The sequence below is a fragment of the Streptomyces lycii genome (assembly GCF_009735685.1).
Taxonomy (GTDB): Bacteria; Actinomycetota; Actinomycetes; order Streptomycetales; family Streptomycetaceae; genus Streptomyces; species Streptomyces lycii.
The window spans coordinates 75462-87611 of the sequence record NZ_WHPN01000420.1; the positions used below are offsets into that span (position 1 = coordinate 75462).

Sequence of the window (12150 nt, forward strand, 5' to 3'; positions counted from 1 at the left end):
TACGGCAGCCCGGCGTACGGCGGTCCGGCTTACGGCGGTCCGGCTTACGGGGACGGGCCGTACGGCGGCCCGGGCTGCGCGACTCCGTCGCACGGGAGTTCACCACAGGATGCCCCGGCGCGCGGCCGCTTCACGGACGCCGCCCCGGCCGCCCCCGGCCGGACGGCGAACGGCGGCGTCCCGAGCACGGGCCCGGCGAACGCTTCGGCGAGCACCGGTCCGGCGAACACGGGACGGGTGAGCACCGGTCCGGTGAGCACCGGTCCTGCGAACAGAGGGCCGGAGTGCGGTGCCGCCGGACGCGGAGCTTCCGCGGGCGGCGCTCCGGGACCGGCCGCGTTCGCCCGGAGCACGCCCGCCCCCGGCACGCCCGTCCCCGGCCGTTTCGGCCCGCCGCCCGACCGGAGCGGTCCCGCCGGCCCGGGGTACGGTCCCCCGCCCACGGTCCGCGTCCCCCCGTACGGAACCGCCGAGCCCCCGCCGCGCGCCTTCCCCCGGCCGCCGGAGCGGCCCGGACCGGCCGGCGGCCACCACCGGTCCGGCGGTCCGGGCGGTACCGGCGCGACCGGTGGTACCGGCGCCGCCGGTACCACCGACACCGGCGTGACCGGCGCGACCCGCGGTACCGGCGCGGCGACCGGCTTCGGTGCCCGGCCCGATGGCGGCCGCCCCGCTCCGGACCCCGGTGCCCGCCCCGGCAACCCCCGGCCCGCCACCGGCTTCGGCCCTCCGGCCCCGGGCTTCGCCCCTCCCGCCCCCGGCTTCGGCCCCCCGGCCGACCGCTTCGGTCACCCGGCCGCCGACGGCTTCGGTCCCGCCGACCGCTTCGGTCACCCGGCCGACGGCTTCGGGGCCGCGCCCCGCCTTCCGGACCCGCCGTCCCGCCGGACCCCGGCCGCGCCGCCCACTCCGTACACCCACCCGCCGTACGACCCGTCCAGCGCCCGCACCGAGCCGCAGGTCCCGCTGCCCCGGCAGTACCCGGCGGCCGTCCAGGCCGACACCCTCGCCTACACCGTCGCGGGTCTGCCCCTCGCCCCGTCCGCCCCCGCCGCCCCGCCCGGGCCGGAACGGGGCGGCCGCGCCGCCGCCCGGCACGCCGCACGCCGCAAGCGCGGCATGCCCGGGCCCGCCGACCTGCGGCGGTTGCTGCCGCGCGCGCTCGTGCTCGCGTTCCTGGCCGGCGGCACCTGCGCCTTCGTCAGCGACGACAAGGAGGTGCGGCTGCGGGTCGACGGCGAGCCGCGCACCCTGCACACGTACGCCGACGACGTGGACGAACTGCTCGACGACGAGGGGCTGCGCCTCGGCCCGCACGACGTCGTCGACCCCGTGCCCGGCGGAAGCCTGACCCACGGCGACGAGATCACCGTCCGGCACGGGCGCCCCCTCGCGCTCACCCTCGACGGGAGGAGCCGCCGCGCGTGGGTCACCGAGAACACCGTCGAGGGCGTGCTGCGCGAACTCGGGGTGCGCACCGACGGCGCGTATCTGTCGCTGCCGCCCCGCACCCCGGTCCCGCGCGGCGGGCTCGCGCTGGAGGTGCGCACCGAACGCGCCGTGACGTTCCTGTCCGACGGCCGCGAGCGCACCGTCCGCACCAACGCCGCCACCGTGCGCGAGGCGGTCGAGGCGGCGGGCATCGTGCTGCGCGGCCTGGACACCACGTCCGTCGACCCGGAGAGCTTCCCCCGGGACGGCCAGACGGTCACCGTCATGCGGATCACCGGCAGCCGGGAGACCCGCGAGGAGCCCGTTCCGTACCGCACGGTCGAGCGGGAGGACCCCGGGCTGTTCCGCGGCACCGAGGTGATCGACCGGTACGGCAAGCCGGGCGTGAAGCGCGTCACCTACGCCGTGCGCACCGTCAACGGCGTGCGGCAGAAGCCGAAGGCCGTGCGCACCGAGACCGTCCGGGAGCCGGTCACCCACGTGGTCCGCACCGGCACCCGGCCGCTGCCCGCCCGCGTGCCCGGCGCGGAGGGCCTGAACTGGACGGCGATGGCCCGCTGCGAGTCCGGCGGCCGGCCGGACGCGGTCGACGTTTCCGGCCGGCTCGGCGGGCTCTACCAGCTCAGCACCGGCACCTGGCACCGGCTCGGCGGCACCGGCCGCCCGCAGCACGCGTCCGCCGCCGAGCAGACCTACCGCGCCAAGAAGCTGTACGTGCGACGGGGGGCGGCACCCTGGCCGGAATGCGGCCGTAAGCTTCACGAGTGAGCACGAGCAGCCCCCCTCCCGACGAGCCCGGCCCCCTGCTGGGCCCCGCCGACGTCCGCGAACTCGCCGCAGCCCTGGGCGTACGCCCCACCAAGCAGCGCGGCCAGAACTTCGTCATCGACGCCAACACGGTGCGCCGGATCGTCCGCACCGCCCAGGTGCGCCCGGACGACACGGTCGTCGAGATCGGGCCGGGGCTCGGCTCGCTCACCCTCGGGCTGCTGGAGGCGGCCGCCCGTGTCGTCGCCGTCGAGATCGACGACGTGCTCGCCGGGGCGCTCCCCGCGACGGTCGCCGCCCGCGTCCCGGACCGCGCCGACCGGTTCGCGCTGGTGCACTCCGACGCGATGCGGATCACCGAACTCCCCGGCCCGCCGCCGACCGCGCTGGTCGCCAACCTGCCGTACAACGTCGCCGTACCGGTGCTGCTGCACATGCTGGAGCGCTTCCCGAGCGTCGAACGGGTCCTCGTCATGGTCCAGTCGGAGGTCGCCGACCGGCTCGCGGCGGCGCCGGGCTCCAAGGTGTACGGGGTGCCGTCGGTGAAGGCCGCCTGGTACGCGCGGGTCAAGCGCGCCGGGGCCATCGGCCGGAACGTCTTCTGGCCCGCGCCCAACGTCGACTCCGGGCTGGTGTCGCTGGTCCGCCGGGCGGAGCCGCTGCCGACGAAGGCGACCCGCGAAGAGGTGTTCGCCGTCGTCGACGCGGCGTTCGCCCAGCGGCGCAAGACGCTGCGCGCGGCGCTCGCGGGCTGGGCGGGCTCCGCCGCGGCTGCCGGTGCCGCGCTGACCGCGGCGGGCATCTCCCCGCAGGCGCGCGGCGAATCGTTGACCGTGGAGCAGTTCGCGGCGATCGCCGAGCACAAGCCCGTACGCGCCGCGACGCCCGGTGGCGCGGCCGGCGGCAGCCCCGGCGGCAGCTCCGGAACGCCGCCGTCCGCCGGCACGGCGGCCGATGACACCCCCGGACCGCCTCCGACCGCCGGCACGGCCGGCGACAGTCCGGCGACAGCGGCCGCCGGTGAGGCCGGTGACCGTCCCGAAGCGACACGGCCCGGCGGCGCGGCCGGTGACCGTCCCGAACCGCCGCAGGAGAACGCCCCGTGACCGTGTCCGCCGCCCCCGCCGTCACCGTCCGCGTGCCCGCCAAGGTCAACGCCCAGCTCGCCGTCGGCGGGCTGCGCCCCGACGGCTTTCACGACCTGGCCAACGTCTTCCTCGCCGTCGGCCTGTACGACGAGGTCACCGCCGCCCCGGCCGACGAGCTGACCCTCACGGTCAGCGGCCCGGACGCCGCGCAGGTGCCGCTGGACCGCGGCAACCTCGCGGCCCGCGCCGCCGAGGCGCTCGCAGCCCGGCACGGTGTCGAACCGGACGTCCGGCTGCACATCGCCAAGGACATCCCCGTCGCCGGCGGCATGGCGGGCGGCAGCGCCGACGCCGCCGGGGCCCTGCTGGCCTGCGACGCCCTGTGGGGCACCGGCGCGAGCCGCGCCGAACTCCTCGGCATCTGCGCGGAACTGGGCAGCGACGTGCCGTTCAGCCTGGTCGGCGGCGCCGCGCTGGGCCGGGGCCGGGGCGAACGGCTCACCCCGCTCGACGTCGGCGGCACCTTCCACTGGGTGTTCGCCGTCGCCGACGGCGGCCTGTCCACCCCGGCCGTCTACCGCGAGTGCGACCGGCTGCGGGAGGTGTCCGGCGGCGGCGCGACCACGGCGGACGTCCCCGACCCCGAACCGTCCGCCGCGCTCCTCGACGCCCTGGCCGCCGGGGACACCGACGCGCTCGCCGCCGCCCTGACGGCGGGCGGGTCCAGCAACGACCTCCAGGCCGCGGCCGTCTCGCTGCGGCCCTCGCTGGCGGACACGCTGGCCGCGGGCACCGGGGCCGGCGCCCTCGCCGCCGTCGTCTCCGGATCCGGGCCGACCTGCGCCTTCCTGGCCCGCGACGCGGCGTCCGCCGACGCGCTCGCCACCGCCCTGACCGCGTCCGGAACCTGCCGCAGCGCCCGCCCGGCCACGGCTCCGGCAGCGGGCGCGACGATCCTCCCGGCGGAACGGGGCGTGACCGCGCACTGACCGGCGCCACGGGGCGCCCGGCGGCCGGGAGCCGCCGGGCGGTGCGTACGGCCCTGCCCCGCACGGGCCGGTGCCCCGGGGCCGCGCGCCCGCGATCTGAGTACCGCTACGGATACCGGTGAGTAGCCGGTGCCCGTAGCGTCGTGCGGCATGGAGATCACCGAGAACGGGGACCCGGGCCGCCGGCCGCGGGGCGGGCGGAACGCCGCGGACCGGGCGGGACTGGCCGCGCTCGCCCTCCTGGTGCTGGGCACCGGGGCCTTCGTCGGGCTGCTCGGGCCGCTGCTCGCGATCGCCTGTTCGTCCTGCCAGGACGGCGTCCGCAGCCCCCTGGTGTTCGGCGAGGCGATCGTCGTCATCGCGCGGGCCGTGCTGCCGCTCGCGGTGCTGGGCACCCTGGTGGCGATCTTCCATCCCCGGGGCGGCGCCCGGGCGGGCGGCACCGGACTGCTGGTGCTGGTCCTCATCTTCGTACTGATGCTGTTCCTGGGCCGCTTCGGCGGCTGACCCGCGCGGACGGTGCACCCCGCGGTGGCGACTACCCTGGGCACCGATCGACATCGAGTGCCGCCCGGCGGCACGGAAGCGGGAGCGGAATGGCCACGAACCTCGTCAATCTGGAAGCCGTCGGAAAGGTGTACGGCACCCGTGCACTGCTCGACGGTGTCTCCCTCGGCGTCAGCGAGGGCGACCGGATCGGCGTCGTCGGCCGCAACGGTGACGGCAAGACCACCCTCGTCCGGATCCTCGCCAAGCTGGAGGAGGCCGACGACGGCCGGGTCACCCACGCCGGCGGGCTGCGGCTGGGCGTGCTCACCCAGCACGACTCGCTGGACCCCGCGGCCACCGTCCGGCACGAGGTGATCGGCGACCTCGCCGACCACGAGTGGGCGGGCGACGCCCGGATCCGCGACATCCTCACCGGTCTCTTCGGCGGCCTCGACCTGCCGGGCTTCCCGCAGGGTCTGGACACCGTGATCGGCCCGCTGTCCGGCGGAGAGCGGCGCCGGATCGCGCTCGCGCAGCTGCTCATCGCCGAGCAGGACGTGATCGTCCTCGACGAGCCGACGAACCACCTCGACGTCGAGGGCATCTCCTGGCTCGCCGGACACCTCCGCGCCCGCCGCTCCGCGCTCGTCGTCGTCACCCACGACCGCTGGTTCCTCGACCAGGTCGCCACCCGCATGTGGGACGTGCAGCGCGGCGCCGTGCACGAGTACGAGGGCGGCTACTCCGACTACGTCTTCGCGCGGGCCGAGCGTGAGCGCATCGCCGCCACCGAGGAGACCAAGCGGCAGAACCTGATGCGCAAGGAGCTGGCCTGGCTGCGGCGCGGCGCCCCGGCCCGCACCAGTAAGCCCCGCTTCCGGATCGAGGCGGCGAACGAGCTGATCGCCGACGTCCCGCCGCCCCGGGACACCGCCGAGCTGATGAAGTTCGCGAACTCCCGGCTGGGCAAGACGGTCTTCGACCTGGAGGACGTCACCGTCCGGGCCGGTTCCAAGGAACTGCTGAAGCACCTCACCTGGCAGCTCGGCCCCGGCGACCGCGTCGGGCTGGTCGGCGTCAACGGCGCCGGGAAGACCTCCCTGCTGCGGGCGATGGCGGACGCCGCGTACAGCGACGGCGAACGGCAGCCCGCGGCCGGGCGGGTCAAGGTCGGCCGGACGGTGAAGCTGGCGTACCTCTCCCAGGAGGTCGCCGAACTCGAACCCACCTGGCGGGTCCTGGAGGCCGTGGAGCACGTCCGGCAGCGGGTCGACCTCGGCAAGGGCCGGGAGATGACCGCCTCGCAGCTGTGCGAGAAGTTCGGCTTCACCAAGGAGAAGCAGTGGACCCCGGTCGGTGACCTGTCCGGCGGCGAGCGCCGCAGGCTGCAGATCCTGCGGCTGCTGATGGACGAGCCCAACGTCCTCTTCCTCGACGAGCCGACCAACGACCTCGACATCGAGACCCTGACGCAGCTCGAGGACCTCCTCGACGGCTGGCCGGGCTCGCTCGTCGTGATCAGCCACGACCGCTACTTCCTGGAGCGGACCACCGACCGCGTCCTCGCGCTGCTCGGCGACGCCACCCTGCGGATGATGCCGCGCGGCATCGACGAGTATCTGGAGCGCCGCCGGCGGGTCGCCGAGGCCCAGGCGTCCGCGCCCGCGGCCGTCGCCTCCGCCGCTTCCGGCAAGCAGAAGCCGGCGGGTTCCACGGCGGGCGGCAAGGACGCGCGCGCCGCGAAGAAGGAACTCCAGCGGATCGAGCGGCGGTTGGACCGGATCAGCGAGCAGGAGGCGAAACTGCACGCCGGAATCGCCGAGAACGCCACGGATTTCGAGAAGGTGGCGAAGCTCGACACGGAGCTGCGGGAACTGGCCGCCGAGCGGGACGATCTGGAAATGCGCTGGCTGGAACTGGCCGAGGACGCCTGACCGCGCGGGCAGGCCACGGGCGCGTCACGGGCAGGTCTCAGCTGTTCGATAGCAGTGCGACCGATTCCCTGCGGGGTCCGGCCCGGGTGATAGAAAGAACTCCGCTCGCCCTGCCGTCGGCGGGCGGGTCGTGTCCGATTCACTCCGATCTCAAGGGATTTCCGGGGGATCGCGGGGGAGACAGATCGGGCCATGTGCCCGCGTGAAGAGGAATGCCGATGTCACAGCCGCCCCAGCCGCCCAACCAGCCTCCCGGCTCCGCCGGAGGCGACGACCCGCAGCAGGGCGGCGCGCCCGGGCAGGGATCCGCCCCCGGTTTCGGAGCCCCGCAGCAGCCGTCGCTGGACAAGTCCCCGCAGGGCGACGGGCAACAGCCGGGCGGCCACCCCGGGCAGCTGCCGGGTCAGGCCCCGCCGCCCCCGGCGCAGCCCCCGCAGATGCCCCCGCCCCCGCCCGCCGGCGGCTTCGGTGCCCCGGCCGACCCTCCGCCCGGCGGCTTCGGCGCGCCCACCCCGCCGCCCGGCGACGCCCAGCAGCCGGGATACGGCTATCCGGGCCCGCAGCCCGGTTACGGCTACCCGAGCCCGGACCAGCAGCAGCCCGGTACCCAGCCTCCCGGTTACGGCTATCCCGGTCAGCAGCAGCCGTACGGCCAGCAGCCCTACGGCCAGCAGCAGTACGGCATGTACCCGCCCACCGGCCCGATGCCCGCCCCGGGCGCCCGGCCCGGCGGCCAGGCCGCCAAGCAGCGCATGATGATCGTCATCAGCGCGGTGGTGGCGGTGCTGCTCATCGTGGGCGGCGGCATCTGGTTCGCGAGCAGCGGTGACGACGACAAGAAGGACGAGGCCGGGAACTCCTCCGGCGGCTCGGGCGGTGGCGACAAGGGCGACGCCAAGGGCGGCAGCGGCGGCAACAAGCCGGAGAACGTCAACGGCAAGCTGCTGTACACGGTCCCGAAGCCGGAACTGACGGACGTCACCACGCTGGACGGCCTGTGGGTCACCGACCAGACCTTCGCCAAGGGCTCGAAGGACTCCGTCCTCGGCCTGGACAAGGACACCGGCAAGGAGAAGTGGAAGATCGAGCTGGACGGCCAGCTCTGCTGGTCCTCGAAGCACGCCACCGAGGACGGCAAGGCCGCGGTGGTCTTCCAGGAGGCCAAGATCGGCAAGGACGGCCGGTACCAGCCGTGCAGCCAGGTGGCCCTGCTCGACCTCAACGCGGGCAAGAAGGTCTGGCAGAAGTCCGTCAAGGTCGGTGACGAGTACGTCAAGTTCGACGAGGTGACCATCGGCCGGGGCGTGGTCGCGGCCGGCGGTCTCGACGGCGGTGCCGCCTGGAAGGTCGACGGCGGCAAGGAACTGTGGAAGCCGGACCAGACCTCCGAGTGCGAGGACGCGGGATACGCCGGCGGCGAGGCCCTGGTGGCCGTCCGCAGGTGCGGTTCCTACGACTCCCCGTCGTACGAGATCCAGAAGCTCGACCCGGCCTCCGGGAAGCCGCTGTTCTCGTACGAGGCGCCGGACGGCCTCGAGGGAGTGAGCATCGTGTCCACCAATCCGGTGGTCATCGCCATCCGGGCCGGCGACATCCGGGTCTCGGACTTCATCGCGCTCGACGACAAGGGCAAGATGCGGAGCCGTATCCCGGCCGAGAAGGACAAGTACACGATGGACTGCGACCTCGCGGTCGAGGCCTGCAAGATGATCGCGGTCGGCAACGACTCGCTGTACCTGCCGACGGCGGAGCACGAGAGCCAGTCCGAGGACTACGGCCGGACCAACGAGATCGTCGCCATCGACCTCGCCACCGGCAAGCCCAAGGGCCAGGCCGAGGCGGGTGGCCGGCAGGTGATGGCGCCGCTCCAGATGGACGGCGACAACATCATCGCCTACCAGGAGTCGACGTTCGACCAGGGCGGCCGGGTCGTCAGCATCGACCCGAAGACGTTCAAGCACACGGTCCATCTCAAGAACCCCTCCTCGCAGGTCGACCTGGAGTCCAACTACCGGCTGTCGCTGAGCGTCGAGGCGGTGTACGCCGACGGGCGGCTCTACATGGGCAAGACCATGCTCTCCGAGCGGGATTCGAGCAGCGACCAGAAGGAGCACCTCGCGGTCGTCTTCGGCGCGGAGTGAGCTGAGGGCGGCACAGGCTTTCCCGAAAGGGCCCGGCGGATCTGTCCGCCGGGCCCTTCCCGGTTGCCCGCCGGTGCGTTTCGGCGCGGGCACGGATGCCCCGGCGGACGGACCCGGCCGGTTTCGGTCCCGAATGGCCGGTAATTCGGCATTCCGGCGGCCTTCTCCACAGGAGAGGGCGCGAGACGGCGGGTGAGCGTGTAGCTTCCGGGGGCAAGGGGCCCGGGGGCTTCCGGGGACTGGGGGAGCTCATGGGCGTACGGCTCATCGTCGTGGACGACCACCGACTGCTGGCGGAGGCACTGGCCTCGGCCCTGAAACTGCGCGGGCACCGTGTGATCGCGGCCGCCGCGCCGAGCGGCGGGGCGGCCGAACTCGTGGTCAACCGGGCACCGGAGGTGTGTCTGCTGGGCACCGCGGCGCCCGCGGAGCCGGGCACCTTCGACCCGGTGTTGCGCATCAAGCGGGACCGTCCGCAGGTGGCGGTCGTCGTGCTCGGGCCGGTGCCGAGCCCGCGCGGCATCGCGGCGGCGTTCGCCGCGGGCGCCTCCGGTTACGTACGGCACGACGAGCGCATCGAAGGGGTGGAACGGGCCATGGTGAAGGCCCGTGCCGGTGAGGCGGCGGTGGCGCCGCAGCTGCTCCAGGGCGCGTTCGCGGAACTGCTCAACCCGGTGGCGCAGCCCGACGACGAGGCGACCCGGCTGCTGCGGATGCTCACGCCCCGGGAGATCGAGGTGCTGGTGCGGGTCGCGGAGGGCGAGGACACCCGGGTGATCGCGGCGGGCATGGGCATAGCGCCGAGCACGGCCCGCACCCATGTGCAGCGGGTGCTGATGAAGCTCGGCGTGGGGTCCCGGCTGGAGGCGGCGGCGCTGGCGGCGCGCACCGGACTGCTCGACCGCGCGGCACATGCCGCGCGGGCGGAGCGGGAGCCGGAGGACGCGGGCCGCGGCGCGGTGCCCCTCGCGCGGAACGGCGCGGCGCCGGACACGGGATGACCCGCGTCCGGACACCGCGCGGCGCTCCGGTGCCCCGGCGCTCCGCCGGGCAGGACCCGCCCGGTCCGGCGGGACGGGCCCCGGGCCGGGACCCGTCGTCCCGTCCGCCCCGGGTCAGCCCCGGCCGCTCGTCCCCGGCTCGCCGGCCGGGTCCTCGCCCGGGCCGTCCGGGTCCGCGGGCAGCGGCGGTGTCGGGACGGCCGTCGGGCGCAGTTTGAGCCAGACCAGGAAGAAGACGCCGAGGGCCAGCATGCCCAGGCCGGTCCACAGGTTGATGTTGATGTCCTGGGCCTTCTTCAGGTCGGCTTCGGTGGCGGTCAGCCCGGCGATCGTCACGATCACGCCGTAGACGACGAACAGGCCGCCGATGATGCGGCGTACGTCGAAGAGCCGGGCCGCGGTGGCGGACTCCCGCTCCAGCTCCTCCACCTGGCTCTGGTAGTCACTCTCGTGCTGGTGGTCACTCATGCTGCGGACTTCTTTCCGGTCAGAAGGAGAACGGGATGTAGCAGACGGCCGCGAGGACGATGGCGCCCCAGCCGAGCAGGGCCGGCTTGCGGTACCACGCGTCGTCGCCCTCCGCCGGGAGTTCCTCCATGCCCGGGGACGTCGTGCCGTAGACGAGGCCGGCCAGCGCCGCGGCGGGCTTGGGCTTGGTGACCATGGTGACGACGAGCATCACGACGCCGCCGACCACGAAGGCGACGATCGAGGACACGAAGTTGGCGCCCTGGTCGCTCGGGATGTCCAGCACCCCGCCCTTGTAGAACCAGAAGTAGTTGATCATCGCGGCGACGGTGCCCGTCAGCAGGCCCCAGAAACCGGCGGCCGGTGTGGTCCGCTTCCAGAACATGCCGATGATGAACACCGCGAACAGCGGGACGTTGAAAAACGAGAACAGCGTCTGCAGGTAGTTCATGATGTTGCTGAAGCTGGCGGCGATGAAGGCCGTGCCCATGCCGATCAGCACACCGACCGCGGTGATCACCCGGCCCACCTGGAGGTAGTGCCGGTCGGAGCGGCCCTTCTTCAGGTACGCGGCCCAGATGTCGTTGGTGAAGACGGTGTTGAAGGACGAGACGTTGGCGGCCATACCGGCCATGAAGGCGGCGAGCAGACCGGTCACGGCGACGCCCAGCACACCGTTCGGCAACAGGTCGCGCATCAGCACCGGGATCGCGTCGTTGTACTGGAGCCCGCCCTCGGTCCTGCCCAGCGTCGGCTCCATCACCAGCGCGATCAGCCCGGGCACGACGACGACCATCGGGATGAGGATCTTCGGGAAGGCGGCGATGAGCGGGGTGCGCTTGGCGGCGGAGGCGTTCTTCGCGGACAGGGCGCGCTGCACCTCGGCGAAGTTGGTGGTCCAGTAGCCGAAGCTCATCACGAAGCCGAGGCCGAGGACGATGGTCAGCCAGTTGGCGCCGAGCGGGTTGGCCGAGCCGATGCCGGTGCCCTCCCAGGCGGAGAGGAAGGCCCCGCCCTTGCTCTCGGTGAGCGAGTCGGTGAGTCCGTCCCAGCCGCCGACCCGCTTCAGGCCCACGACCGTGAGCGGGATGAGGGCGGCGAGGATCACGAAGAACTGGAGCACCTCGTTGTAGATCGCCGAGGAGAGACCGCCGAGCGTGATGTACGCGAGCACGAAGAGGCCAGCGACGACGATGGCCACCCACTGCGGCCAGCCGAGGAGCGCCTCCAGCACGATGGCCATCGCGTACAGGTTGACGCCCGCGATCAGCACGGCGGAGACCGCGAAGATGACCGCGCTCAGCAGGTGCGAGGACGGCCCGAAGCGGTGCAGCAGGAACTCCGGGACGGAGCGGACCTTCGATCCGTAGTAGAACGGCATCATCACCAGGCCGAGGAAGACCATGGCCGGGATGGCGCCCACCCAGTACCAGTGCACGGTGTACATGCCGTACTGGGCGCCGTTGGCCGCCATGCCCAGGATCTCGGTGGCACCGAGGTTGGCCGCGACGAAGGCGAGGCCGGTGATCCACGCGGGGAGGGAGCGGCCGGAGAGGAAGAAGTCGAGGCTGGTCTTCACGCTGCGCCGGGCGGCGAAGCCGATCCCGAGCACGACGACGAAGTAGATCGCCAGGATGGAGTAGTCGAGCCAGTTGGTGGGGAGCCGTAGCCCTTCGGCCAGGTAATGCATGGATCACTCTCTTCCGGCGGGCTGGGGGTGGGGCCCCGCGGCGCGCGGTCGGTGCTCTGCAGTTGTCGGTACAGTGCGATTGTTGTCTTGTGGTAAAGCTTGTTGGATTATGTTTAGTGCAGGTTTCGGG

General features: G+C 73.7%; 8 protein-coding genes and 1 pseudogene. 7 read left to right on the top strand and 2 right to left on the bottom strand.

Annotated elements, in window-relative coordinates; all coding sequences use genetic code 11:
- Positions 1-603: 603 nt before the first annotated feature.
- The 7 genes and pseudogenes from GCU69_RS30275 (at position 604) to GCU69_RS30305 (ending at position 9862) form a co-directional block, all read left to right on the top strand.
- A complete protein-coding gene (locus GCU69_RS30275) occupies positions 604-2220 on the top strand; it encodes a ubiquitin-like domain-containing protein (protein ID WP_328630025.1) in 1617 nt (538 codons plus the stop codon).
- A pseudogene (gene rsmA, locus GCU69_RS30280) lies at positions 2217-3098 on the top strand (16S rRNA (adenine(1518)-N(6)/adenine(1519)-N(6))-dimethyltransferase RsmA); the annotation flags it as partial. The gene GCU69_RS30275 and the pseudogene rsmA, both read left to right, overlap by 4 nt.
- A 230-nt stretch (positions 3099-3328) precedes the next feature.
- Positions 3329-4297: a 4-(cytidine 5'-diphospho)-2-C-methyl-D-erythritol kinase gene (locus tag GCU69_RS30285; protein ID WP_156207807.1), complete on the top strand. Its 969-nt coding sequence runs from the start codon at positions 3329-3331 to the stop codon at positions 4295-4297.
- A 150-nt stretch (positions 4298-4447) separates the two neighbouring features.
- The gene (locus tag GCU69_RS30290; RefSeq protein WP_098752309.1) at positions 4448-4804 is read left to right on the top strand and encodes a hypothetical protein; all 357 of its coding nucleotides are present in this window, start codon (positions 4448-4450) and stop codon (positions 4802-4804) included.
- Positions 4805-4893: 89 nt separating this feature from the next.
- Positions 4894-6720, top strand: coding sequence for an ABC-F family ATP-binding cassette domain-containing protein (locus tag GCU69_RS30295; RefSeq protein ID WP_156207792.1), 1827 nt, complete (start codon positions 4894-4896; stop codon positions 6718-6720).
- Positions 6721-6938: 218 nt separating this feature from the next.
- Positions 6939-8861, top strand: coding sequence for an outer membrane protein assembly factor BamB family protein (locus tag GCU69_RS30300; RefSeq protein ID WP_156207793.1), 1923 nt, complete (start codon positions 6939-6941; stop codon positions 8859-8861).
- A 251-nt stretch (positions 8862-9112) separates the two neighbouring features.
- Positions 9113-9862: a helix-turn-helix transcriptional regulator gene (locus GCU69_RS30305; RefSeq protein WP_170315976.1), complete on the top strand. Its 750-nt coding sequence runs from the start codon at positions 9113-9115 to the stop codon at positions 9860-9862.
- Positions 9863-9976: 114 nt separating this feature from the next.
- On the opposite strand, the gene GCU69_RS30310 is transcribed toward GCU69_RS30305, so the two are convergent.
- Both GCU69_RS30310 and GCU69_RS30315 read right to left on the bottom strand, forming a co-directional pair.
- A complete protein-coding gene (locus tag GCU69_RS30310; protein ID WP_098752306.1) occupies positions 9977-10330 on the bottom strand; it encodes a hypothetical protein in 354 nt (117 codons plus the stop codon).
- Positions 10331-10349: 19 nt separating this feature from the next.
- Positions 10350-12020, bottom strand: a complete 1671-nt coding sequence (locus GCU69_RS30315; protein ID WP_098752305.1) for a sodium:solute symporter family protein — start codon at positions 12018-12020, stop codon at positions 10350-10352.
- Between the last annotated feature and the right edge of the window lie 130 nt (positions 12021-12150).

Coding starts and splice junctions, on each gene's coding strand:
- GCU69_RS30290 (WP_098752309.1), top strand. CDS start 4,448: ATGGAGATCACCGAGAACGGGGACCCGGGCCGCCGGCCGCGGGGCGGG.
- GCU69_RS30295 (WP_156207792.1), top strand. CDS start 4,894: ATGGCCACGAACCTCGTCAATCTGGAAGCCGTCGGAAAGGTGTACGGC.
- GCU69_RS30300 (WP_156207793.1), top strand. CDS start 6,939: ATGTCACAGCCGCCCCAGCCGCCCAACCAGCCTCCCGGCTCCGCCGGA.
- GCU69_RS30305 (WP_170315976.1), top strand. CDS start 9,113: ATGGGCGTACGGCTCATCGTCGTGGACGACCACCGACTGCTGGCGGAG.
- GCU69_RS30310 (WP_098752306.1), bottom strand. CDS start 10,330: ATGAGTGACCACCAGCACGAGAGTGACTACCAGAGCCAGGTGGAGGAG.
- GCU69_RS30315 (WP_098752305.1), bottom strand. CDS start 12,020: ATGCATTACCTGGCCGAAGGGCTACGGCTCCCCACCAACTGGCTCGAC.